Below are 25,027 nucleotides of genomic sequence, written 5' to 3'. Positions count from 1 at the left end.
AGGTCGGCGGGCTCAGGCGCGGAAGCCGGCGTGGATGTGGTCGTGGTGGGTGCGGTCGGAGAAGTACGCCGGACCGGAGAGTTGGTACGGGCCGCCGACGTTGTAGGAGCCGAGCGCTTCGGTGGCGCGCATGTACGCCGTGACGAGTGAGCGGGGCGTGCCAGGGTCGACGACCGCGCGGCCGTCGATCTGCCAGGTGTCGAAGGCGCGGCCGCGCGGATGGTCGCTCGGGCGGTCGGTGCCGAACACGTTGATCGGGTGGCCGGAGCGGATGACGCTGACGCCGATCCGGTACGTCTGGGCGAGCTCGAGCATCGCGGCCAGCACACTCTGGTGGACCTGACCGGAGCGGATGTCCGCGGCGGAGGCGGGTGGTAGCGCGATCCGCGCGTTGTTCAGCACCTGTCGCGCAGCTGGCGACAGTTGCGTCGTCGCCTTTCCCGGCTGTGCGGGATGCATCGCGGTTACCCGCCAGGTCCCCCGCGTCTTGGTGAGCCGTACGTCGACGGTGGTGCCGCCGGTCACCACCCGGCTGTCCGCGAGTGTGAAGACGCGGCAGGGTACGAGGACGCTGGCGGTGTCGCTCAGGATCCCGCCGTACTGCGCGTCGATCACCTCCACCACACCGCGGGTGTCCCGCGGCCGCACCAACTCCACCACCGCCGCCACCGCCGCCCGCTTCGCCGCAGGCTCGATCTCTCCGGGACCAGGCGCCCAGGACCGCACCCTCGGCAGAACGATCTCACGCGGTGTCCCTGACGCCGGAGCGCCCGACGGGGCGCTGGACGACGGGGCGCTGGACGACGGGCCGCTCGACGTTGGGGTGCTCGACGGGGTGCTCGGCGTTGGGGCGCTGGGCGTGCCCGCCGACGAGCCGGTGCCTGACGGAACCGACGTACCACTCGCCTGCCCGCCGGACGACGCGCTGCAGCCGGCCAGCACCCCAACGCCGGCAAGCAACAACCCACGCCGCCCGAAACCGCTCATACCCGCAGTCTCCCCGCCCTCACAAACAGAGCCGGCAATCCGTGTAATCACCCAGGAACAACCCATGCCGGGGGCACCGCACGAACGCCGCATCCTCCGGAGCCGGATCCCACATCCGCGCCGGCTCGACCGGTCCCACTGGCGGCCGGTAGTCCCGCACCAGCCGCTCGTACTCCGCCAGATACACGTCGACGAACGGCGGCTCGTACGACAGCAGCTCCCACCCGAACCGCGTGCGCGCCAACTCGATCACCCGGAGCAGGAACGCCCGCTCGTCCGCCCACTCGGCCGACCACGGCAGCTCGTCCAGGTCGAAGCCGTCGTTGCCCGACCCGATGCGCGAATTGCACACCAGCAACGCGAACCCGCGCTCGAACCCGGTCCTGGCGAGCTCGCACGCGGCCGGCGCGAGCACGTCCAGGAAGACCGCGGCCGCGCCGTTCGACAGCCTCAGCCCCGGTCCACCGGCCGAACCGCCGAACCAGTCCCCCACGGCCTACTGCGTGACGCGGTAGACGTCGAAGACGCCCTCGACGGAGCGGACGGCCTTCAGGACGTGGCCTAGGTGGGTCGGGTCGCCCATCTCGAAGGTGAAGCGGGATTTGGCGATCCGGTCGCGGGTGGTGGTCAGCGCCGCGGACAGGATGTTCACGTGATAGTCCGACAGCACCCGGGTGATGTCCGACAGCAGCCGCGCCCGGTCCAGCGCCTCGACCTGGATCGCGACCAGGAAGACGGACTGGGCGGTCGGCGCCCACTCGACCTCGACGATCCGCTCGGGCTGGGTCTTCAGGTTCTCCACGTTCGCGCAGTCGGCGCGGTGCACCGAGACGCCCGCGCCGCGGGTGATCCAGCCGATGATCTCGTCGCCGGGCACCGGCGTACAGCACCGGGCCAGCTTCGACAGCACGTCGGTCGCGCCCTTGACGATGACACCGGCGTCGCCGCGTGCGGTCCGCTTCCGGCGCTCGCGGGACTGCGGCAGCCGCAGGCCCTCGGCCAGGTCCTCGGCCGCGCCCTCCTCACCGCCGTACGTCTCGATGAGGCGCCGGACGACGGCCTGCGCGCTCACGTGCTGCTCGCCGACGGCGGCGTACAGCCCGGTCACGTCCGGGTAGCGCAGCGAGTTCGCGACCGCGGTCAGGGTCTCGTGCGACAGCAGGCGCTGCAGCGGCAGACCCTCCTTGCGGAGCTGCTTCGCGATCGCATCCTTGCCGTGCTCGATCGCCTCGTCGCGGCGCTCCTTGGAGAACCAGTGCTTGATCTTGTTCCGCGCGCGCGGGCTCTTGACGAACGTCAGCCAGTCGCGCGACGGCCCCGCGCCCTGCGCCTTCGAGGTGAACACCTCGACGACGTCGCCGTTCTCCAGGGTGCTCTCCAGCGGCACCAGCCGCCCGTTGACCCGGGCGCCGATGCAGCGGTGCCCCACCTCGGTGTGCACGGCGTAGGCGAAGTCGACCGGGGACGACCCGGTCGGCAGCGACATCACGTCACCGCGCGGGGTGAAGACGTAGACCTCGGCGTTGTTGATCTCGAACCGCAGCGAGTCGAGGAACTCCGACGGGTCGGAGGTCTCCCGCTGCCAGTCGACCAGCTGCCGCACCCAGGGCATGTCGTTCGGCCCGCCGATGTCGGTGCTCGGCGCGGCCGGCGCGACGGAGGTCGGGTCCTCCTTGTACTTCCAGTGCGCGGCGATGCCGTACTCCGCGCGGCGGTGCATCGCGAACGACCGGATCTGCAGCTCCACCGGCTTGCCCTGCGGGCCGATCACCGTGGTGTGCAGCGACTGGTACATGTTGAACTTCGGCATCGCGATGTAGTCCTTGAACCGGCCGGGGACCGGGTTCCACCGCGCGTGCATGATGCCGAGCGCCGCGTAGCAGTCGCGGACCGACTCGACCAGGACCCGGATGCCGACCAGGTCGTAGATGTCGCCGAACTCGCGGCCGCGGACGATCATCTTCTGGTAGATCGAGTAGTAGTGCTTCGGCCGGCCGGTGACGGTGGCCTTCACCTTCGCCGAGCGCAGGTCCTCGTGCACCTGGTCGATCACGGTCGCCAGGTACTCGTCGCGGGACGGTGCGCGCTCGGCGACCAGGCGGACGATCTCGTCGTACACCTTCGGGTGCAGGGTCGAGAACGCCAGGTCCTCGAGCTCCCACTTGATCGTGTTCATACCGAGCCGGTGGGCCAGCGGGGCGTAGATCTCCAGCGTCTCGCGGGCGATCCGCTCCTGCTTCTCCTGGCGCAGCGAGCCGAGCGTGCGCATGTTGTGCAGCCGGTCGGACAGCTTGATCACCAGCACCCGGATGTCCTTGGACATCGCGACGACCATCTTGCGGATGGTCTCGGCCTGCGCCGACTCGCCGTAGCGCACCTTGTCCAGCTTGGTGACGCCGTCGACGAGCATGGCGATCTCTTCGCCGAAGTCGCGGGTCAGGTCCTCCACCGTGTACGGCGTGTCCTCGACGGTGTCGTGCAGCAGCGCGGCGCACAGCGTGGTCGCGGTCATGCCGAGCTCGGCGAGGATGGTGGCGACGGCGAGCGGATGCGTGATGTAGGCGTCGCCGCTCTTGCGCATCTGGCCGGTGTGGTACTTCTCCGCGGTCCGGTAGGCGCGCTCGATCATGCCGAGATCGGCTTTCGGGTGGGTCGCGCGCACCACCCGGAACAGCGGCTCGAGCATCGGCGCCCGGTTCGGGTGCCGGGTGCCGCCGAGGCGGGCGAGCCGGGCACGGACCCGGGCCGGCGCGATCCGCGGCGGCTGGGTCGCGGGCGGCTGGGGCACCGGCGCCGGGCGCACCGGTGACGGCGCGCGCGGAGGCTCCTGCGGTCCTGCGTTCGGTACCGCAGATGTCATCGCCGGGTCTTCGCCCACGTTGTGTCCCTCCGCCGACAGAGCACCAGTCTAGAGGCCCGCATCCAACCAGGCCGAACCGCCTGTGGACAACACGCCGAGTCAGCTCGCGGCGACGGAGAGTTTGCCCGAATTCAGACCGTGACGAGGGAGCTGACGGTCTCGCCCTCGAGGCGTTCGCGGCCCGGGAGGAAGGAGAGTTCGAGCAGGACCGTCGTCCCGAGGACCTCGGCGCCGCAGCGCCGGATCAGCCGCAGGCAGGCCTCGACGGTGCCGCCGGTGGCCAGGACGTCGTCGATGACGAGCACGCGGTCACCAGGAGCGAACGCGTCCTGGTGCACCTCGATCGTCGCCTCGCCGTACTCCAGCGCGTACGACTCCTCGTACGTCGCCGCCGGCAGCTTGCCCTTCTTCCGCACCGGCACGAACCCGGCGCCGAGCGCGAGCGCGACCGGCGCGGCCAAGATGAAGCCGCGGGCCTCGATCCCGACCACCTTGTCGACCATTGGAGTGCCGTCGTCGTCCTTGCCGGCCGCCGCCAGCGCCTCCACCACCTGGGTGAAGCCGGTGTGGTCGGCCAGCAGCGGGGTGATGTCCTTGAACACCACCCCCGCCTGCGGGTAGTCCGGGATGTCGCGAATGCCGTCGGTGAGAACCTGCTCGAGCGACCGCATCACTTGCCGCGCTTCGACCGCGGCTTGCGCGTCGGCTGCGGCCGGCCCGCCGCAGCTGCCTTCATCGGCCGCGACGAGGGCGTCGGGGCAGCACCGGTCGTCCGGTCCGCCTTCCGCGGCGTGTCCTGGACGGCGGAACGAGTAGCCCCGGCACCTGCCGGCACGGCCACCGGAGCGGCCGCGGCGGCAGCGGTCTGCGCCTTCTTCGCGGTGACGCGCTTCCGCAGCGCCTGCATCCCCGGCTCGCGCTCCTTGAAGACCGCGAGCAGCGACGGCGCGATGAAGATCGACGAGTACGCACCGACGGCGATACCGACGAACAGCGCCAGCGACAGGTCCTTGAGCGGGCCGGTGCCGAGCACCCACGTACCGACGACCAGGATCGCGCCCACCGGCAACAGCGCGGTGACCGTGGTGTTGATCGAGCGGACCACGGTCTGGTTGACGGCGAGGTTGGTCGCGTCCGAGTACGTGTAGCGGTTCGACCCGGTGATACCGCGGGTGTTCTCGCGGACCTTGTCGAACACCACGACCGTGTCGTACAGCGAGTAACCGAGGATGGTCAGAACGCCGATCACGGTCGCCGGGGTGACGTCGAAACCGATCAGCGCGTACAGGCCGACGGTGATCGTGACGTCGTGCACCAGCGCGATGATCGCGGCCAGCGACGCCTTGGGTTCGCGGAAATACACCCAGATCACGAAGAAGACCAGGCCGAGGAACACCGCCAGCGCCAGGATCGCCTTGTCGGCGATCTGCTTGCCCCAGGAGGCGCCGATCTGCTGCGAGGTGACCTGGTCGGCCGGGATACCGGCCTCCTTGGCGATCGCCGCGCGGACGACGCCGATGTCGTTCTGGCCCAGTGGCTTGGTCTGGACCCGGACCTTCTCGTTGTTGATCGTGGTGACGACCGGGTCGCCGAGGTCCTTGGCGTTGGTCGCCTTCACGGCGTCGCTGAAGTCCTGCACCGTGCTGTCGGTGACCTTGACCTTCGCCTCGTACTCGACGCCGCCCTTGAACTCGATCCCGAGCGCCAGGCCGCGGGTGAACAGGCCGGCCAGCGAGATGATGACCAGCACCGCCGAGAGGCTGAACCAGAACTTGCGGTGACCGACGAAGTCGTAGGAGACCTCGCCGCGGTGCAGCTTGGCACCGATCTGTCCGAGCTTCGACATCAGACCTCCCCTCCGACCGGCTTGCGCGTGGACGGCGTCTTCCGCGGCCGGGCCGTCGGTTTCGTCTGTCCGGGCAGTCGTTCGACGCCCAGATGTTCCGGATCGAGTCCGGACAGCTTGTGCCCGTGGCCGAAGAAGTCGGTCCGGGCGAGCAGCGTGACCAGCGGCTTGGTGAACAGGAAGACCACGACCAGGTCGATCAACGTGGTCAGGCCCAGCGTGAACGCGAAGCCGCGGACGCTGCCGATCGCCAGTACGTAGAGCACCAGCGCGGCGAGCAGCGAGATCGAGTCGGCCGCGATGATCGTGTGCTTGGCGCGGGCCCAGCCGGTCTCCACCGACGACCGCAGGCTGCGGCCCTCACGGACCTCGTCGCGGAGTCGTTCGAAGTAGATGATGAACGAGTCCGCGGTGATACCGACGGCCACGATCAGACCGGCGATACCGGCCAGCGTCAGTGTGAACCCGATCGCCTTGCCGAGCAGGATCACCAGCGATCCGGTGAGGACGGCGGCGGCGCCGAGCGACAGGACCACGACGATGCCGAGGCCACGGTAGTACAGGAAGCAGAACACGACGACGAGCGCGAGACCGGCGAGACCGGCCCAAATACCCGCGGAGAGCTGGTCGCCGCCGAGCTGCGGCGACACCGTCTCGACCGAGGAGATGTCGAACTTGACCGGCAGCGCGCCGTACTTCAGCACGTTCGCCAGGTCGCGGGCCTCGGCCTCGGTGAAGGTACCGGTGATCTGCGCCTGGCCGCCCGGGATCGGGTTCTCCACGCTCGGCGTCGAGATGGTCTCGCCGTCCAGCACGATCGCGAACAGGTTCTGGCCCTGGCCGCGCTTGGAGATCGCGGTGGTCGCCTTCAGGAACTTGTCGCCGCCCTCGCCGGTGAACTTCAGGTTCACCTGCCACTGCAGGCCGTTCTGCGGGATCCCGGCGGAGGCGTCCGACAGGTCGGTGCCCTTCATGATCGCCGGGCCGAGCAGGTACTTGTAGGTGCCCTGGCGGTCACAGGAGAAGATCGGCTTGTTCGGGTCGTCGACCTGCTTGTCGCCGCACTTGAACGTCGCGAACGCCGCCTGGGTGGCCGCGTCCGGCGTGTAGTTCAGCGGGTCGCCCCCGGCGGCCGGCGTCGACGGCGTCGCGCTCGGCTTGGCGGTCGGCGTCGCGCTGGCCTTGGGGGTAGGCGTCGGCGTGGCCTCACCGAGTGCGCTGCTCCAGGCCCGGCCCTTCGGCGAGCTGGGCGTGGTGCTCGGCTTGATCGTGGCGCTGGGCTTCGGCGTCGTGGTCGCCTTCGGCGTGGTGGTCGGCTTCGGCGTCGTCGACGGGGTGGTCGACGGCGTCGGCTGCGGCGCCGCGGCCTGCGCGTCGTACACCATCCGGAAGTACAGCAGGGCGGTCTGGCCGACCTGCGACACCAGGGATTCCTTCGTGGCGCCGGGGACAGCCACGTTGATGTGGTTCGCCCCGGAGGTGGTGATGTCGGACTCGGCGACACCCGCACCGTTGACCCGCTGGCCGATGATGTTCTTCGCCTCGTTCAGCTGCTCGGCGGTCACCTTGCCGCTGCCGTCGATCGTGCTGGCAGTCAGCGTGATGGTGGTGCCGCCCCGGAGGTCCAGCCCGAGCTTGGGCTTCCAGGTCTTGGTCAGCGCCATGATCCCGAACAGCAGAACCACGACCACCAGCAAGCCGATCAGGCTCCGCCCGGGGCGGGATGTCGAAGTCGTTGCCACGTCAGTTTCAACCTTTGTACTTCTGGGCGCGCCGCACCGTCTGGTGGACGCCGAACGCCGCGCCGCAGGCCGTTGTGGGGAAGGAGATCAGTTCTCGGTGTGCGTCGGCGGCAGCTTCGGCGCGTCCTGCACCTTGCCGTCGGCCTTCTCGCCGGCCTTGCCCGCGTCCGGTACGTCGACCTTCGCAGCGTCGTCGGCCTCGTCGGTGACGACCGTCGTGGCGGCCGGGGCCTCGTCGGCAGCCACAGGCGCCTCGACCTCGTCGGTGGCGGCGTCCTCGTCCGGGATCACCCGGCCGATCGCGGCCTTGACCACCTGGACCAGCACACCTTCGGAGATCTCCAGCGTCACGTAGTCGTCGTCCGTCTCCTCGACGATGCCGACCAGGCCGCTGGTGGTGATCACCTTGGTGCCGGGCGAGAGCGCAGCGACCGTGTCGGCCTGACGCTGACGCTGTTTCTTCTGCGACCGGCTCATGAACCAGATCATTCCGACGATCAGGATCAGCGGCAGCAGCAGCGTGATGCCACCGCCCCCGGAGGAGGCCATCGGTACGGCGAGGAGTTGCATCGGGTCTCAGAATCCTTCGTCGGGTCGGTTGTCGGAGTGCCCTGCACGAACGCGCAGGTCGGAGCGGACGGCCTGGAGGTCAGGCCACCGGGGAGTCTAACCCTGAGCGTCAACAACTACCTCATGACACCGGGTCACGTTTGAGTTACTCACCACGTCCACGTCACGCAGTGTCTACGTTCCGGCGCCGGTCGGTGTTCCCCGGACTCCGCTCTTGTTCAGTTAGAGCCGAACTCCTCAGTCCTCGTCGGTGTCGAAGAGCGTGTCCGCGAACGTCGCGCCCTTCGGTACCTTCAGCCCGATGTGCCGCCAGGCCGCGGGCGTGGCGACGCGACCGCGCGGCGTACGGGCCAGATAGCCCGACCGGACCAAAAAAGGTTCCGCTACTTCCTCCACGGTCTCACGTTCCTCGCCGACCGCAACCGCGAGCGTGGAAAGACCCACCGGCCCGCCGCCGAACCGGCGGCACAACGCGTCCAGAACCGAACGGTCCAGCCGGTCCAGGCCCATCTTGTCCACCTCGTACAGATCCAGGGCCGCCTTGGACAGCGCGAGCGTGATGATGCCGTCCGCCCGGACCTCGGCGAAGTCGCGGACCCGGCGCAGCAGCCGGTTCGCGATCCGCGGCGTCCCCCGGGACCGGGACGCGATCTCGGTCGCGCCCTCGGGCGTGATGTCGACCTCCAGCAGCGCGGCCGACCGGTTCACGATCTTCTCCAGCTCGGCCGCCTCGTAGAACTCCAGGTGACCGGTGAACCCGAACCGGTCACGTAGCGGTCCCGGCAGCAGACCGGCCCGGGTGGTCGCGCCGACGAGGGTGAACGGCGGGATCTCGAGCGGGATCGCGGTGGCGCCCGGGCCCTTGCCGACGATCACGTCGACCCGGAAGTCCTCCATCGCCATGTAGAGCAGCTCTTCGGCGGGCCGGGACATCCGGTGGATCTCGTCCAGGAACAGGACTTCGCCCTCGCTCAGCCCGGACAGGATCGCGGCCAGGTCGCCGGCGTGCTGGATCGCCGGACCGCTCGTCACCCGCAGCGGCGCGGACATCTCGCTGGCGATGATCATCGCCAGCGTGGTCTTGCCCAGCCCGGGCGGACCGGACAGCAGCACGTGGTCCGGCGCGCGGTTGCGGCCGCGGGCCGCGTGCAGCACCAGCTCGAGCTGCTCGCTGACCCTCCGTTGCCCGCCGAACTCGGCGAGCGTGCGCGGCCGGAGCGCGGACTCGATCTTGCGCTCCTCGAGATCCACCGCGTCCGCGGAGACCAGCGGCCGGACGTTGTCTTCCATCTCTTAAGCCTTGGAGAGCACGCGCAACGCGGCACGCAGCAGGTCGGGAACGGACGGGTTCGGGTTGTCGGCGGCGAGCGGCGACACGGCGGTGACGGCGTCCTCGGCGTCGCGGGCGGACCAGCCGAGACCGACCAGGCCGGCGTGCACCTGGTCGCGCCACGCCTCCTGCGCCTGCAGCGGCCGGCCGGTGACCGTCTTGGACGGCGCGCCGATCTTGTCCTTCAGCTCCAGCACGATCCGCTGGGCGCCTTTCTTGCCGATGCCCGGAACCTTCACCAGGACGGCGAGATCCTCGGTGGCGACTGCCTGCCGCAGCTGGTCGGGGCTCAGCACCGCGAGCGCCGCCTGGGCGAGCTTCGGCCCGACCCCGGACGCGGTTTGCAGCAGCTCGAAGGTGGTCTTCGCATCGTCGTCCGCGAACCCGTACAGCGTCAGCGAGTCCTCACGGACCACCATCGACGTGGAGATCCGGGCCTCCTGCCCCGGTCGCAACCCGGCCAGCGTGCCCGGGTCGCAGTACACGAGCAGGCCCACTCCCCCGACCTCGACGACGGCACTGTCCACTCCGATGGCCGCCACCGGGCCCCGTACAAAGGCGATCATCGCCAGCCTCCAAGCCTGCTCACGTCGCGATCACTGCTTGATCACCGCTTGCCCTGCTGAGCGGCCACCGCGGCCCGCAGCCGCGCCACCTGCAGCCGCGACTGCGCCTGCGCCGCGGCCTCGAGGTTGACCCGGCTCGCGGCCGCCTGCTGCAACTTGCTCGCCACGCCGCCGCGCCACACCTGGCAGATCGCCAGCGCGAGCGCGTCGGCGGCGTCCGCGGGCGTCGGACGCTCGCTGAGCTTGAGGATCCGGGTGACCATCGTGGTCACCTGCTCCTTGTCCGCGCGGCCGGATCCGGTGACCGCGGCCTTCACCTCGCTCGGCGTGTGCAGCGCGACCGGCAGCCCGCGGCGCGCCGCGACCACCATCGCGATCCCCGACGCCTGCGCCGTCCCCATCACCGTCCGGACGTTGTGCTGGGCGAACACCCGCTCGACCGCGACCGCGTCCGGCTGGTGCCGGGCGATCCACTCGTCGAGCTCCTCCTCGATCCGCACGAGCCGCTTGGCCACGTCCAGGTCGGCCGGCGTCCGGATCACCCCGACGGCGACCAGCGCCGGCGGCTTCCCCGGCGTCCCCTCGACGACGCCGAGGCCGCACCGGGTCAGTCCCGGGTCGACGCCGAGCACCCGCATGGACCACCTCCGAACGTTTGTTCGACAACCCTAGACGGAGGCGACGGGCCTTTGGAAATCGGCGCGCCGAGGCTCAGAAGTCGTCGAGCATGTACGGCGCGGGTCCGCCGAAGGCCGCGTCGAACGCCGCGTCGGCGGGCGCCGCTCCCCCGGCAGCCAGGCCGGCTCCGCGGAGTGTCGCCAGCGGCATACCGGCGTACAGCGCGGCCAGCCCGCGGGGGCCGAGTCGCAGCGCGTCGCTCGACGGCTCGGCGGCGGTGAGCCGGGCCGATCCGTTGCCGACCGAGAGGTGCCAGTCGCCGGTGTTGGCGGGCAACTCGGGGTCGTCGATCCGCAGATCCGCCTCGAGTACGACGCCGTCCGGGAATCCTCGTCCCGCGAGGGCCGCCGGAGCGTCGACGAGCCGGAGCATCCAGCGGTTCTGCCAAGACTTGCCGGTGGCCTCGTGCTCGGCCATCAGATGGATCGCGTCGAAGGGCGGGCAGCACGCCTCCACGGTCTTCGCGATCGACGCACCCGAGCCGACGGTCGCCCAGAGCGCGCGAGCGGTCTCCTCCGATCCGGCGATGAGCTCATCGACGGCGAGCTCGCGGTCGGACCACTTGTAGACCACGAAGCCGTCCTCGGCGACGTACGCGAAGCTGTTGTCGTCCTCCAGCCAGGACTCGACCTGCGCGCGCGGCCAGACCAGCGGACCGTTCGAACGCCGCGCCTCGTGCACCTTCCCGGCCAGCTCGAGGAACAGGTCGGCGTCGTCACGACCCGCCTTGCGCACCGCCGTACCGTTGCCGCCCAGGGTCCGCAGATCGGCCGCCTGGAAGGTGTACAGATGCCGGCTGCCCGCGAACTCGTACCCCAGGCGCCGGTACAGCACCGTGGTCGCCGGATACAGCGAGGTCAGCGGATAGCCCTTCTCGGCGCAGCGATCGAGCACGGCGCGCATCAACAGACTGCCGACGCCGCGCCCGCGGTACTCCGGCGCGACGACCACACCGGCCACACCGCCGTTGGCCACCCGCCGCCCGCCCCACCACTGCTCCAGCGGCCAGATCCGCGCCGCCGCGACCAGTTCGTCACCGTCGACGACTCCGAGATAACGCCCGTCCGCGACGAACTGCCGCGCCGACTTCTTCCACTCGTCCTTGTCACCGCCCGGCCCGAACGACCGCGTCCGCACCTCGAACACCGAGTCCAGGTACTCCTCGGCAACCTCCACCACCCGCAGCTCAGTCACGGGGCGACCCTACGTCGATTTCTTGTCCGTCACCCAGAGATGAATCGTCCCCTCGACGACCACCGTCCCGTCGTCACGAGTCGCCTTGACCCGCACCGGCACATCCGGCCCCGCGGCCCAGGTCTCCGGATCCGTCTCCGCCGAGCACGTCAGATCCGACGTCGACTTGGCGAGATACGCGACCTCCATCCCCTTCGGCAGCCACCGCTTCCCCGCCGGCACCGTCGCCTCGGCCAACGCCCCCATCGCCGCCTCCAGACCGTTGCACACGGCAATCGCATGCACGGTCCCGATGTGATTCAGCACCGCCCGCCGCTTGGGCAACGTCAAGGCTGCATAGTTGGGACTCACCTGCACGAACCGAGGCCGCACCGACCGAAAGTACGGCGCCTTCCACGCAAACCCCCAAGAAAACACCCGCTCCCCACCAGGCACCCCACGCAACCGCTCCCACAACCCCAACACCTGACTCATGCGCTGATGTTACTCACGAGTCACATCAGGTGTGAAGAGGAGAAGTAGGACCACGGGCCCCGGTCTGGGAGACGCTGGGGTATGAGCAACGGACTTCTGCGGCGCGTGGATGCGGTACAGGTCCCGGTGCCGAGCCTTGACGAGGGGATTCGGTTCTACGTCGACGGGCTCGAGCATCGGGTGATGTGGCGCAACGACGCGGTTGCGCAGGCGGGGCTCGGGTTGCCCGACGGGGACAGTGAGCTGGTGCTGACCGAGCGCCTGTCGTACGAGCCGAACTGGCTGGTCGACGACGTCCGGACCGCGGTCGCCACGTTCACGGCAGCTGGCGGTACCGTCCTGAGTGCGCGACAAGAGGTGCTGACGCAGCTGGTCGACCTGATCGGCGGGGCTTCGCCTGGCCGGCCGGTGCGGGTTTCGGTGGATGGTCCGGATACGGCTGGTACGACCACGATGGCCGGCCCGCAAGCGAGGAGAGTTTGATGGATCAGTCGGGAACTGCGTCGACACCGGTGCTGAACATCGCCTATGAGTTGGCCGGATCGGGTGGCGGGCCTACCGCCGTACTGCTGCATGGCTTCCCGTACGACGTTCGTTGCTACGACAACGTGGTGCCCGTGCTCGTCGAGGCGGGGATGCGGGTTGTGGTGCCGTATCTGCGCGGGTACGGGCCGACCCGGTACCGCAGCGATGACGTCATGCGCTCCGGGCAGCAAGGCGCCCTCGGCCAAGACCTGCTGGATCTCCTCGACGCGCTCGAGATCGAACGCGCCGTCGTGGGCGGCTTCGACTGGGGTGGCCGGGCCGCCTGCATCGCCGCCGCCGTCGCGCCCGAGCGGGTCGTCGGCCTGGTGACTGTCGGCGGGTACAACATCCAGGACATTGCCCGATCTGCCGAGCCCGCACCTCCCGAAGCCGAGAGTGCTGCCTGGTACACCCACTACTTCCTCACCGATCGCGGGCGTGCCGGGCTGGAGCGCTACACGGACGAGCTCTGCGGGCTGCTGTGGCGGCAGTGGTCGCCGACCTGGGCGGGCGCAGCCACTGCCTTCGCCGCCAGCTCACCCAGCCTGCACAATCCGGACTTCGTCGCGACCGTCATTCATTCCTATCGGCACCGTCGCGGCATGGCACCCGGTGACCCGCGCTACGACCAGCTCGAGGAACTGCTGGCGACCACACCCGAGATCACCGTGCCGGCCGTCGTGCTCGACGCCCTCGCCGACGGTCTGGGGCCCGACGACTCGACCCTCGAGGAACCGCTCTTCACCGGCGGCTTCGACCGGCGCGAACTCCCCGGCATCGGCCACAATCCACCCCAGGAAGACCCTGGATCCTTCGCCCGAGCAGTCCTCGACGTCGCGACGACAGCCGACACGTAAAGCCCAGGGTGGGTAGATTTTGACGATTCAATTCGGGATAGACTGCGAGGGACCGGAACTACGCGGCTGGACGGGGGATGATGGGGACGCCCAGCATCAAGGAGGTTGCGCGGCGGGCCGGGGTTTCGGTGGGGACGGTCAGCAACTTCTTGAACCGGCCTGCGATTGTGGCGCCGGCGACGCGGGAGCGGGTGCAGGCGAGTATCGACGCGCTCGGGTTCGTGCGGAACGAGGCGGCCCGGCATCTGCGGGCGGGGAAGAGCCGGACGGTCGGGCTGGTGGTGCTCGACGTGACGAACCCGTTCTTCACCGATCTCGCGGAGGGCGCCGAGGCGCTGGCGTACGAGCACGACACCGTGGTGATGTTGTGCAACAGCAAGACCGACCCGGTGCGCGAAGGTCATCACCTCGACCAGCTCGAGCAGCAACGCGTGATGGGCATCCTGATCACGCCGTTCGACAGCACCGATCCGCGGCTCACCGCGCTGGTCGACCGCGGTACGCCGGTGGTGCTCGTCGACCGTACGGCGGACCGCGGCCTCTGCTCGGTCTCGGTCGACGACCAGCTCGGCGGACGCCTCGCGGGGAACCACCTGATCGAGGCCGGCCATCGCCGGATCGCCTTCATCGGCGGGCCGTTCACGATGCAACAAGTTGCCGACCGCAAGGACGGCATCACGGCCGTCGCGGCGGAAGGCGACGACGTGGAGCTGCAGTACCACGAGGTCGACGTGATGGGTGTCGTCGAAGGTCGAGCGATCGGCGAGCAGATCGCCGCGCTCCCGGCGCGGTCCCGTCCGACCGCGGCGTTCCTCGCCAACGACCTGCTGGCGCTGGGGTTCCTGCAGGGTATGGCGGTGGCCGGTCTGCGGGTCCCGCGCGACATGGCGATCGTCGGGTACGACGACATCGACTTCGCCCGCGCCGCCGCCGTACCGCTGTCGTCGGTGCGGCAGCCGGCCGAGCTGCTCGGGCGGTCCGCGATGGAGCTGCTGCAGGAGGAGGTCGAGTCGGCCGAGCAGCACCGGCATCGCCAAGTGATCTTCCAGCCGGACCTCATTGTGCGCGAATCCAGCGACTTCATGCGCCGCCGCTGATGACCGTGCTGTACGAGAATCCGCTCGCGAAGCCAGCCGATCTCGAAGGTTTCCGGCTCGAGGGCGACGGCGCGACGTCGTACCCGCTCGGGCGGCTGCGGCTGGAGAGTGTACGGCCCGCGGACGACGGCCAGGACGCGAACGTCGTGCTGTGGTGCCCGGAGGAGTTCCCGCCGGACATCACCGTCGAGTGGGACTTCTGGCCGATCCGCGAGCCCGGTCTGTGCATCCTGTTCTTCCACGCGAAGGGTCGCCACGGCGAGGACCTGTTCGAGCTGCGGCCGCGGACCGGGCCGTACGAGCAGTACCACCACGGCGACCTCGACACGTACCACGTCTCGTACTTCCGCCGGCGCTGGCCGGCCGAGCGCGCCTTCCACACCTGCAACCTGCGCAAGAGCTACGGCTTCCATCTCGTCGCGCAGGGCGCCGACCCGATCCCGGACGTCGCCGACGCCGACGGGCCCTATCACCTGCGCCTCACCGTCCAGCGCGGCGAGATCACGTTCGCCGTCAACGACCTGGTCAGCTTCGCCTGGTACGACGAGCGCCCGCTGCCCGGCGGCCGGATCGGCTTCCGGCAGATGGCGCCGTTGATCGGCGAATACGCCAACCTCCGCGTAACCACCCCCTGACCCCTACCACCCCGTGCGGCGGGTGCGAGGTGCAGATCGACAGGTAGTGCACCTGCGAGACGGTGTACGCGCGGAGCTGATCACGCTCAGGTGCACTACCCGAGTGCCCGACACGTCCTGTCCACAGTGCACACCCACCCAAGGCCGGCGCGGGGCGTCGGAGCGCCGGCTGGGTGTGCGCGGGTGTGGGCGCGGTGCGGGTGGGACGCGACGCGGTGACCAGTGTCTGACAAACGCTTTCCGAGGTGTTGACATTGAGACGATTCAACCATACGGTCACATCACTTTTCGCCCCGAAACAAGGCAGGAACCGGCATGGACACAGGCTGGGCCGTGAGGCTGTACGGCGCTGCAGACGAGGTCCTTTGGGTGATCAAGCTGAACGCCCTGTGGATCCTTTTCACGCTCGCCGGCGGCGTTGCTCTGGGTATCGGACCGGCCACGCTTGCGGCATATTCACTCGCCAGACGCAGGTCATCCGATGAATCGTTTCACGCCTTTCCTGCCTTCCGTACCGCGTTCCGCCGGGAGTTCCGGCGCGGCACGCTCGTGGTACTGCCCCTGATCGCGGTCGCCGTCGTCCTGGTCGGCAACTACCTGTACTTCGCCGCGCTCGGGGCCGCACTCCCCCGCCTGGCCAGCCTCGCGGCACTCGTCGCGCTCGGGCTGATCGCCGCCTACGCGCTCCCGATGGCCGTGCACTACGACCTCGGGATCCGCATGTTGTTGCCCAAGGCATCGCTGGTCGCGCTCGCGCGGCCGGCCTCGTCCCTGGTCCTGCTGTTCGTCGCGGTGTCCGTCGCCTTCGTGTCGGTGAAGTTCCCGGTGTTCGGGTTCGTGCTGGCCGGCGGCGCCTGGATCCAGCTCGACACCTGGCTCTGCCTGCGCTTCTTCGCCGAGAACGACGCGCGCCTGCACCCGAGTGGTAACTGAAAGGGAACCGATGACCATCTTCTCCCGACGGCGGATCGCCGTCGCCGCCGTCACGACGGCACTGCTCGCTGCCTCCGCCTGCTCCGGCGGCGGCGACGAAAAGGGCGGCGAGGCCGCCAGTAACGAGCTGACCGTGATGGCGCCGTTGTTCGGCACCGCACCGGATCCGAACGGCGAACTGCAGCAGGCGGTCGAGAAACTGATCGGCAAGAAGCTCAAGGTCACCTGGGTGCCGAACGCGGAGTACGGCGACAAGTCGAACGTCACGCTCGCGTCGGACAAGATCCCGGACGTGATGGTGGTGAACGAGAAGAGCCCGTCGTTCGTCAAGGCGGCCGAGGCCGGCGCGTTCTGGGACCTGACCGGCAAGCTCGACAAGTACCCGAACCTGAAGCCGTCGAACGAGCAGACCGCGAAGAACTCGCAGACCAACGGCAAGACGTACGGCATCTACCGGGTCCGCCCGCTGCTGCGCTCCGGCATCGTGATCCGCAAGGACTGGCTGGCCAAGCTCGGCCTGAAGGAGCCGCAGACCACGACCGACCTCTACACCATCGCGAAGGCGTTCGCCGAGAAGGACCCGGACGGCAACGGCAAGAAGGACACCTACGGCCTGATCATCCCGAAGTGGCCCGGCAACTACGCGAGCGCCAGCCCGTACGACGTGGTCGAGACCTGGTTCGGCGCGCCGAACGGGTGGGGTGAGCGGGACGGCAAGCTGGTCCCGGGCTTCGACACCCCGGAGTTCCTGAAGGCCAACGAATGGCTGCGCGGCTGGGTGCAGGAAGGCCTGGTGAACCCGGACTTCGCGACGCTCGACAGCGCGAACTGGAACGACCCGTTCGTGCAGGGCAAGGGCGGCATGATCATCGACGTGAACGTGCGGGCCACCCAACTGCTCGACCTGTTCAAGGAGAAGAACCCGAAGGACTTCGACAAGGTCACCCTGGTCGGCAACCTGAAGGGTCCGGACGGCGAGAAGCACTCGTATCCGTTCACTGGTTACAACATGGTGATGGCGATCTCCAAGCAGCACGTGCGCACGGAGGAGCAGCTCGACCAGGTCCTGCAGACGCTCGACAAGCTGGAGTCGAAGGACGGCTCGATCCTGCTGACGAACGGGATCGAGGGCCGCAACTTCAAGGTCGACGGGCAGTACGCCGTACCGCTCAACCAGGACGACCCGAAGGTGAAGGCGATCCAGAACGACGTCGACAAGGCCTTCATCCAGCTCGGGACCCGGGCCTCGGTCGGACTGGGTGCGTACGCGCTGCGGCCGAACGACGAGGCCAGCCGGAAGATGCGGGAGAAGTTCGACGTGCTGATGAACGAGGACCTGAAGACCGCGGTGTTCAACCCGGCGCTCAGCATCATCGCGCCGACCGCGGTGGCGAAGGGCCAGACGCTGGACACGATCATTCCGGACGCGCGGATCAAGTACCTGTCCGGAGCGATCACCGAGGAGCAGCTGAAGGCGCAGATCAAGCGCTGGTACGACAGCGGCGGCACGGACATCGTCAAGGAGGTCAACGACCTGTCCGCCAAGGCCGGCGGCTGACGGATGGCGACCGACCTCGTCCCCGAGGTGGTGCAGCCGGCCGCGGATTCTTCGCGGCCGGCGCCCGCCGCCAAGCGCGCACGCCGTACCCGGAACCTGCCCCGGGACCTGTTCCGCTACCGCTGGCTGTACCTGTTGCTGCTGCCCGGTCTCGTGTACTTCGTGGTGTTCAAGTACCTGCCGATGTACGGCCTGACGATCGCGTTCAAGGACTACGTACCGTTCCTCGGCTACTCCGGTAGCGAGTGGGTCGGGCTCAAGCACTTCCAGGAGCTGTTCACCGGACCGGACTTCGGCCGGCTGCTGTTCAACACTCTGCTGCTCGCATTGTTGACAATCGTCTTCGTCTTCCCGGCGCCGATCGTGGTCGCCCTGCTGCTGAACGAGCTGCGGGTCAACGTCCTGAAGCGGTCCGTGCAGTCGCTTGTCTACATTCCGCACTTCCTGTCGTGGACAATCGTCGCCTCGCTCACCTACCTGTTGTTCTCGGTGGACTTCGGCGTGATCGCGAACTGGATCCACGGGATCGTCGGCGGGCAGAAGACCGACTACGTCGCGCAGGCGGACTGGTTCCGGCCGCTGATCGTGCTGCAGCTGCTGTGGAAACAGACCGGCTGGGGAACGATCATCTACCTGGCCGCGCTGGCCGGCGTGGACTCGCAGCTGTACGAGGCCGCCCGGGTGGACGGCGCCGGTCGGTGGCGGCAGTTCTGGCACATCACGCTGCCGGCGATCCGGCCGACGATCGTGGTGATGGCGATCCTGACGTCCGGGCACCTGATGGACTCCGGGTTCGAGCAGATCTGGCTGATGACCACGTCGCTGAACCGCGACGTCGCGGACGTGTTCGACACGTTCGTCTACTACATCGGCATCACCCAGGGCTCGTTCAGCTACGCGACGGCCGTCGGCCTGTTCAAGGGCGTGGTCGGCGTCGTGCTGATCTTCGGCTCCAACCTGCTGGCCAAGCGCATGGGCCAGCGCGGTCTGTTCTGAGAGGAGGACCACGATGAAACCCGTCATGAAGCAGCGAGTCCGGTACTACGACTCGGTCGGCAGTCGCGTGTTCGACGTCCTGAACGTCGTGGTGCTGACCGCACTGGCCCTGGTGACGGTGCTGCCGCTGCTGTACGTGCTGGCCGGGTCGTTCGCGACCGAGTCCGAGATCAGCTCGCGGCCGTTCTTCCTGTGGCCGCACAAGTTCGTCACCGACACCTACCACTACATCTTCTCGACCGACACGTTCGTCCGGGCGTTGCTGACCACGGTCGCGGTGACCGCGGTCGGCACGGTGATCCAGCTGCTGCTGACGCTGACCATGGCCTACCCGCTCGCGAAGCGGTTCCTGCCGGGCCGCGCGCTGGTGCTGAACCTGGTGATCTTCACGCTGGTCTTCAGCGGCGGCATGATCCCGACGTACCTCGTGGTGCGGGATCTCGGGCTGCTGGACAGCTACTGGGCGCTGGTCCTGCCGCTGGCGATCAACCCGTTCTACCTGATCGTGGTGAAGAGCTTCTTCCAGGAGTTGCCGGAGGCGCTCGAGGAGGCGGCCCGGATCGACGGCTGCAACGAGCTGAACGTGTTCCTGCGGATCGTGCTGCCGTTGTCGAAGCCGATCATCGCGACGTTCTCGCTGTTCTACGCGGTCGGGATCTGGAACGACTACATGTCGCCACTTCTCTACATCGACGACAGCAAGAAGTGGACGCTGCAGATGATCGTCCGCCAGCTGACCGCGGCGAACGCGGACTCCGCGAACGTCCTGCAGCAGCTGGAGACGGTCACGTTCCCGGAGCAGGGCCTGAAGTTCGCCGTGGTCGTGGTCGCGACGCTGCCGATCCTCTTCTTCTACCCGTTCCTGCAGAAGCACTTCGCGAAGGGCGTGCTGATCGGATCGGTGAAGGAATGACGACACTGCAATGGCTCGAAACTCCTTGCAGACAAGGCGTCACGTGGGGCGTCCCGTGGCCGCGCGGAACGGTTGCCAACGGCACCCGGTTCGCGCTGGCCGACGGTACGCCGGTGCAGAGCTGGACGACTGCGACGTGGCCGGACGGCTCGGTCAAATGGTCCGCGCACGCGACCGGGCCGTCCGAGCGACCGGAGTCGTCGTACGAGCTCGTCGTCGGCGAACCCGCCGAGCCGACGGCACCCCTGCACGTCGAGCGGGTCGGTGACGAGGTGCGGGTGACGACCGGTGCGATCACCTGGACGTTGCGGAAACCCGGCCTGATCGCGTCGATTGTCGACAATGATCGGGAGATCGTCCGCGACGTCCGGCTGGTCAGCCTGCGGCAGGACGCGCCGAACGACGACGCGAGCCGGACCAGGCAGCAGACGACAGCGATTGTCGACAATCTCATTGTCGAGCAGGACGGCCCGGTGCGCGCCGTCGTCCGGCTCGAGGGCAAGCATGGCGACTGGCTGCCGTTCTCGGTCCGCCTGTACTTCTACGCCGGCGCGAGCGACGTACGGATCGTGCACAGCTTCGTCTGGGACGGCGATCCGGATCGCGACTTCCTGGCCGGCCTGGGACTCAGCGCTGACGTGGTGATGCGCGACGAGCCCCACAACCGCCACATCCGGCTCGCCGGTCCGTCCGGTTTCCTCACCGAGGCGGTGCGCGGCCTGACCGGTCTGCGCCGCGATCCGGGCGAGGAGGTACGCCGTACGCAGGTCGCCGGCCGCGCCGTCGAAGCGATCCCGAACCCGGAGGTGGCCGACCGCCTGCACCTCGTCCCGCAGTGGAACGACTACACACTCGACCAGACCAGCGCGGACGGCTTCACCCTCAGGAAGCGCACCGGCGAAGGACACGCCTGGGTCACCATCCCGTCCGGCACCAGAGCCCCCGGCTACGGGTACGTCGGTGGCGTCAGCGGCGGGTTGGGCTTCGGACTGCGTGACTTCTGGAAACTGCACCCGACCCGTCTCGACATCCGCAACGCGGCCACGGCGACGGCGACGGCCACCGTGTGGATGTGGTCGCCCAGCGCGCCGGCCATCGACGTGCGCTACTGGCACGACGGCATGGACCAGGACACGTACCCGGAGCAGCTCGAAGGACTCGAGATCACCTACGAGGACTACGAGCCAGGCTTCGGCAACGCGCACGGTATCGCTCGCACGCATGAGCTGACCCTGCGCGTCCACAACACCACACCGTCGGCAGAGGAGCTGTCGGAGCACACAGCGCTGCTCAACTCCCCCGGACTGCTCACCGTCGCCCCGGCGCGTCTGTTGCAGGCAGGTGTGTTCGGCACCTGGAGTCTGCCCACAGCGGACCATCAGGACATCGAGGCCCGCCTGAACTTCCTCTTCCAGTACTACGTCGGTCAGCGCGAGCAGCGCCGCTGGTACGGGTTCTGGGACTACGGCGACGTCATGCACACCTACGACCGCGACCGGCACACGTGGCGGTACGACGTGGGTGGATACGCCTGGGACAACTCCGAGCTCTCACCGGACCTGTGGCTCTGGTACCAGTACCTCCGGACCGGCCGCGCTGACGTGTTCCGCTTCGCCGAGGCGATGACGCGGCACACCGGTGAGGTCGACGTGCATCACCTGGGTCGCTGGAAGGGCCTGGGGTCGCGGCACAACGTGCAGCACTGGGGTTGCAGCTGCAAGCAGGTGCGGATCTCCAGCGCGATCTACCGGCGCTTCTACTACTACCTGACCGCAGACGAGCGGACCGGCGACCTGATGGACGAACTGGTGTCCCTCGAGGATGCGTTCCTGGCTGTCGACCCGCAGCGGAAGGTGCGGCCCGACGTCTACTCCCCGGACCCGCGTGCGCTGTCCATCGAGCTGGGTGTCGACTGGGGTGCGCTGGCCGCCGCATGGCTGACGCGCTGGGAGCGGCACGGGGACGAGCGCGCCCGTGCACGCCTGGTCGGAACGATGACCGACATCGCTGCACTGCACTTCGGTTTCCTGACCGGCAACGCACGGCTGGACCTCACCACCGGCCGGTTCGACACCAGCCGCCGAGGCATTGCCGTTTCGCACCTGTCCTCGCTCTTCGGGTTGCCGGAGATCTGTTCCGAGCTGATCGACCTGGACCTCGACGTGCCCGGGTTCGAGAAGGCATGGCTCGACTACTGCCGGCTGTACCTGCTCTCGCCCGAGGAGCAGGCCGCAGCAGTCGGTCAACCGCTACAAGGCATCTCACTCGTCCAAGCCCACAGCCGGCTCGCCGCGTACGCCGCCGCGCGCACCGGTGACACAGAGCTGGCCCAGCTGGCCTGGCGCAAGTTCTTCGTCGACGAAGGCGATCAGCTCAACCGCAACGCCCTGCAACGCGAGGCCGAGTGGCGGACCACTCCGGTCGACGGCGCCCTGATGCCGGTCGACGAGGCAGCGTTCATCAGCACCAACGGCGCATCGCAGTACGCGCTGGCAGCGATCCAAAACCTTTCCCTGATTTCCGAACACAGACCTGACACCGAAAATGACAGAGGTGGAGCAGCATGGAGGTCTCCCGACGTACGGTCCTAGCGGGTATGGCCGCAGTACCTGCGGTGTCCCTGCTCGACAACATCCAACCGGCCGCGGCTGCCGAAGCCTCTGAGGTCAAACTCAGCTGGCTCGAAGGCAAGCCCACCACAGCGGCTGTCACCACCTGGGGTACGCCGTGGCCGAAGGGCGTCGTACCGGCGAACCAGTCCTTCGCCCTCAAGTCCGCCGACGGCGCCGACGTACCACTGCAGAGCTGGCCGACCGCCTACTGGCCGGACGGCTCGCTCAAGTGGAGCGCACACGCCATCGCGGTGGACGCACCCGCCGAGTCGTACACACTCGGCCCCGGTACGGCGACCGCGCCCGCGCGGCCCGTCACCGTCAAGAACGAGAAGCTGTACGTCGACGTCGACACCGGCGTGATCCGCACCCGCATCCGCAAGAGCGGCTCGGAGGTGGTCAGCCAGATCTGGCGTGGTGACGTGCTGATCGCCCACAAGGGTGTGCTCGTCAACCTGAAGCAGGACAAGATCGCCGAGGACGAGGCCGGCGGCGCCGTCCGGGAGCAGTACGAGAGCGACATCCAGAAGGTCACCGTCGAGCAGGCCGGTCCGGTGCGCGCGGTGGTGAAGGTCGAGGGCCGGCACAAGTCGCGCAGAGGGCAGGCCTGGTTGCCGTTCTCGGTCCGGCTGTACTTCGTGGCGGGTGCGGAGAACGTGCGGATGGTGCACACGTTCGTCTACGACCGCGACGGGCAGAAGGACTACATTGCCGGGCTCGGCGTGCGGTTCTCGGTGCCGATGCGCGACGCGGCGTACGACCGGCACGTCCGGTTCGTCGGTGAGGGACACGGAGCGGTGTCCGAGGCCGTGAAGGGCATCACCGGGCTACGACGCGACCCGGGCGCCGCCGTCCGCGCCGCGCAGATCGCCGGGACCAAGCTGCCCGATCCGGCCACCTGGGACCAGCGGGTGACGACGCGGCTGCAGTACATCCCCGAGTGGGGCGACTACTCGCTGAGCCAGTTGACCGCCGACGGATTCACGGTCCGCAAACGCACGAAGAAGGGCTACGGCTGGATCTCCGTCGACCAGGGCAAGCGCGCCTCCGGACTCGGGTACGTCGGTGGGGTCAGCGGCGGATTCGCCTTTGGGCTCAGGGATTTCTGGCAACGGCATCCCACCCAGCTCGACATCCGGAACGCGGCGACCGAGGAAGCCGAGGTGACCGTGTGGCTGTGGTCGCCGGCGGCCGGTGCGATGGACACGCGGTTCTACCACGACGGCATGGGCCAGGACACGTACCCGGAGCAGCTCGAGGGACTCAACATCACCTACGAGGACTACGAGCCCGCGTTCGGTACGCCGTACGGCATCGCCCGGACGTCGGAGCTGACGTTCTGGGCGCTGGAGGCGACGCCGTCGGCCGCGCGGCTGGGTGACCTGGCCGACCAGGTCCGGACTCCCCCGCAGCTGATCAACCCGGTGGATCAACTGGTGAACACCAGGGTGTTCGGCGGCCTGTTCACCCCGGTGGACCGGTCCGTGCCCGCCAAGAAGTCGATCGAGGACCACCTGGACTTCCTGTTCGACTACTACCGCGGACAGGTCGAGTCCCGGCACTGGTACGGGTTCTGGGACTACGGCGACATCATGCACACGTTCGACGAGGACCGGCTGGTGTGGCGGTACGACGTGGGCGGGTACGCGTGGGACAACTCGGAGCTGTCACCGGACCTGTGGCTCTGGTACGCGTTCCTGCGCTCCGGGCGCGCCGACATCTTCCGGTTCGCGGAGGCGATGACTCGGCACACTGGTGAGGTCGACGTCTACCACCTGGGTCAGTGGGCCGGTCTGGGCACGCGGCACGGCGTACAGCACTGGGCGGACAGCGCGAAGCAGCAACGGATCAGTACGGCGGTGTACCGGCGGTTCTACTACTACCTGACGGCTGACGAGCGTACGGGCGACCTGCTGTCGGAGCTGGTCGACTCGGACAAGACGTTCTTGGTGCTGGATCCGCTGCGGAAGATCCGGACCGAGCCGTACACGCCTGACCCGCATGCGTTGTCCATCGGGCTCGGCACGGACTGGAGCGGTCTGGCGGCAGCCTGGCTGACCGAGTGGGAGCGTCAAGGGCCGAAGGCGGCCGTGGCCAAGGCCAAGCTGCTCGGGACGATGGAGACGATCGGTGCGATGCCCAACGGGTTCGTCACCGGTAGCGGGCTCTACGACCTGGACACCGGCCGGTTCGCGCCGGTGACCGAGAAGATCGTCAGTGTGTCGCATCTGAGCGCGATGTTCGGCCAGGTGGAGATCTGCGCCGAGCTGATCGACCTGGTCGACATGCCCGCGTTCGAGTCCGCGTGGCTGCAGTATTGCCGGCTGTTCAACGCGACCCGTGCCGAGCAGACGGCGGAATGCGGGGCGTACTTCGGCAACCTGATCTTGCGGCAGGGCCATGCTCGCTTGACGGCGTACGCCGCTGTGCGGCTGGACCGGGACGACTTGGCAGCACGGGCGTGGAAGGACTTCTACACCGGCGACGGCTACGCACCGAACCTGCCGTGGACCGCGGAAGACGTGTCCACCACCCTGAACCCGACCAAGGCCGCGAAGTGGGTCTCGACCAACACCACAGCCCTCTACGGCCTCGCCGCCATCCAGACCCTCGCGCTGGTCGGCGACCAGATCGTGAACCCGTGAGGTGGGCGC

Annotated in this window: 22 protein-coding genes; 10 read left to right on the top strand and 12 right to left on the bottom strand. The window is 68.5% G+C overall.

Annotated elements, in window-relative coordinates:
• Positions 1–12: 12 nt before the first annotated feature.
• The 12 genes from ACWEOO_RS28720 to ACWEOO_RS28665 form a co-directional block, all read right to left on the bottom strand.
• Positions 13–987, bottom strand: a complete 975-nt coding sequence (locus ACWEOO_RS28720) for a hypothetical protein (RefSeq protein ID WP_452145675.1) — start codon at positions 985–987, stop codon at positions 13–15.
• A gap of 19 nt (positions 988–1,006) precedes the next feature.
• Positions 1,007–1,480 carry a hypothetical protein gene (locus tag ACWEOO_RS28715; protein ID WP_452145674.1) on the bottom strand — a complete coding sequence of 158 codons (474 nt, stop codon included), beginning with the start codon at positions 1,478–1,480 and terminating at the stop codon, positions 1,007–1,009.
• A gap of 3 nt (positions 1,481–1,483) precedes the next feature.
• Complete coding sequence (locus ACWEOO_RS28710; protein ID WP_452145673.1) at positions 1,484–3,847, bottom strand: RelA/SpoT family protein; 2,364 nt, start codon at positions 3,845–3,847, stop codon at positions 1,484–1,486.
• Positions 3,848–3,978: 131 nt separating this feature from the next.
• Positions 3,979–4,518 carry an adenine phosphoribosyltransferase gene (locus ACWEOO_RS28705; protein WP_452145672.1) on the bottom strand — a complete coding sequence of 180 codons (540 nt, stop codon included), beginning with the start codon at positions 4,516–4,518 and terminating at the stop codon, positions 3,979–3,981.
• Positions 4,518–5,693, bottom strand: coding sequence for a protein translocase subunit SecF (gene secF, locus ACWEOO_RS28700; RefSeq protein ID WP_452145671.1), 1,176 nt, complete (start codon positions 5,691–5,693; stop codon positions 4,518–4,520). The genes ACWEOO_RS28705 and secF overlap by 1 nt, the downstream gene beginning before the upstream one ends.
• On the bottom strand, positions 5,693–7,435 hold the full coding sequence (secD, locus tag ACWEOO_RS28695) for a protein translocase subunit SecD (protein ID WP_452145670.1): 1,743 nt from the start codon (positions 7,433–7,435) through the stop codon (positions 5,693–5,695). The genes secF and secD overlap by 1 nt, the downstream gene beginning before the upstream one ends.
• Positions 7,436–7,522: 87 nt before the next feature.
• Complete coding sequence (gene yajC / locus ACWEOO_RS28690) at positions 7,523–8,005, bottom strand: preprotein translocase subunit YajC (RefSeq protein ID WP_452145669.1); 483 nt, start codon at positions 8,003–8,005, stop codon at positions 7,523–7,525.
• 237 nt (positions 8,006–8,242) lie between these two features.
• Complete coding sequence (gene ruvB, locus ACWEOO_RS28685) at positions 8,243–9,295, bottom strand: Holliday junction branch migration DNA helicase RuvB (RefSeq protein WP_363709104.1); 1,053 nt, start codon at positions 9,293–9,295, stop codon at positions 8,243–8,245.
• A gap of 3 nt (positions 9,296–9,298) precedes the next feature.
• Entirely contained in the window at positions 9,299–9,901 is a 603-nt protein-coding gene (ruvA, locus tag ACWEOO_RS28680; RefSeq protein WP_452145668.1) for a Holliday junction branch migration protein RuvA, read from the bottom strand.
• 41 nt (positions 9,902–9,942) lie between these two features.
• Entirely contained in the window at positions 9,943–10,539 is a 597-nt protein-coding gene (gene ruvC / locus ACWEOO_RS28675; RefSeq protein WP_355478490.1) for a crossover junction endodeoxyribonuclease RuvC, read from the bottom strand.
• Between the two features lie 73 nt (positions 10,540–10,612).
• Complete coding sequence (locus tag ACWEOO_RS28670) at positions 10,613–11,773, bottom strand: GNAT family N-acetyltransferase (RefSeq protein ID WP_452145667.1); 1,161 nt, start codon at positions 11,771–11,773, stop codon at positions 10,613–10,615.
• A 9-nt stretch (positions 11,774–11,782) separates the two neighbouring features.
• On the bottom strand, positions 11,783–12,247 hold the full coding sequence (locus ACWEOO_RS28665; RefSeq protein WP_452145666.1) for a hotdog fold domain-containing protein: 465 nt from the start codon (positions 12,245–12,247) through the stop codon (positions 11,783–11,785).
• 81 nt (positions 12,248–12,328) lie between these two features.
• Between ACWEOO_RS28665 and ACWEOO_RS28660 the strand changes: the two genes are divergently transcribed.
• The 10 genes from ACWEOO_RS28660 (at position 12,329) to ACWEOO_RS28615 (ending at position 25,018) form a co-directional block, all read left to right on the top strand.
• Positions 12,329–12,730: a hypothetical protein gene (locus tag ACWEOO_RS28660; RefSeq protein WP_452145665.1), complete on the top strand. Its 402-nt coding sequence runs from the start codon at positions 12,329–12,331 to the stop codon at positions 12,728–12,730.
• Positions 12,730–13,629 carry an alpha/beta fold hydrolase gene (locus ACWEOO_RS28655; protein WP_452145664.1) on the top strand — a complete coding sequence of 300 codons (900 nt, stop codon included), beginning with the start codon at positions 12,730–12,732 and terminating at the stop codon, positions 13,627–13,629. The genes ACWEOO_RS28660 and ACWEOO_RS28655 overlap by 1 nt, the downstream gene beginning before the upstream one ends.
• A 77-nt stretch (positions 13,630–13,706) precedes the next feature.
• Positions 13,707–14,726 (top strand): LacI family DNA-binding transcriptional regulator, encoded by a 1,020-nt coding sequence (locus ACWEOO_RS28650; RefSeq protein WP_452145663.1) that lies wholly within the window; start codon positions 13,707–13,709, stop codon positions 14,724–14,726.
• Positions 14,726–15,361, top strand: a complete 636-nt coding sequence (locus ACWEOO_RS28645) for a DUF1961 family protein (protein ID WP_452145662.1) — start codon at positions 14,726–14,728, stop codon at positions 15,359–15,361. The genes ACWEOO_RS28650 and ACWEOO_RS28645 overlap by 1 nt, the downstream gene beginning before the upstream one ends.
• Before the next feature lie 369 nt (positions 15,362–15,730).
• Positions 15,731–16,294 (top strand): YesL family protein, encoded by a 564-nt coding sequence (locus ACWEOO_RS28640; RefSeq protein WP_452145661.1) that lies wholly within the window; start codon positions 15,731–15,733, stop codon positions 16,292–16,294.
• Positions 16,295–16,304: 10 nt separating this feature from the next.
• Positions 16,305–17,852 carry an extracellular solute-binding protein gene (locus tag ACWEOO_RS28635; protein ID WP_452145660.1) on the top strand — a complete coding sequence of 516 codons (1,548 nt, stop codon included), beginning with the start codon at positions 16,305–16,307 and terminating at the stop codon, positions 17,850–17,852.
• Between the two features lie 3 nt (positions 17,853–17,855).
• A complete protein-coding gene (locus ACWEOO_RS28630; RefSeq protein WP_452145659.1) occupies positions 17,856–18,848 on the top strand; it encodes an ABC transporter permease in 993 nt (330 codons plus the stop codon).
• A gap of 13 nt (positions 18,849–18,861) precedes the next feature.
• A complete protein-coding gene (locus tag ACWEOO_RS28625; protein WP_452145658.1) occupies positions 18,862–19,761 on the top strand; it encodes a carbohydrate ABC transporter permease in 900 nt (299 codons plus the stop codon).
• Positions 19,758–22,352: an exo-rhamnogalacturonan lyase family protein gene (locus ACWEOO_RS28620; protein WP_452145657.1), complete on the top strand. Its 2,595-nt coding sequence runs from the start codon at positions 19,758–19,760 to the stop codon at positions 22,350–22,352. The genes ACWEOO_RS28625 and ACWEOO_RS28620 overlap by 4 nt, the downstream gene beginning before the upstream one ends.
• Before the next feature lie 5 nt (positions 22,353–22,357).
• Complete coding sequence (locus ACWEOO_RS28615; protein ID WP_452145656.1) at positions 22,358–25,018, top strand: exo-rhamnogalacturonan lyase family protein; 2,661 nt, start codon at positions 22,358–22,360, stop codon at positions 25,016–25,018.
• The last annotated feature ends 9 nt before the right edge of the window (positions 25,019–25,027 follow it).

The organism is Kribbella sp. NPDC004138 (assembly GCF_053603655.1).
The sequence above is the reverse complement of the archived record's forward strand: the minus strand, read 5'-3'. Positions and strand labels throughout refer to the sequence as shown.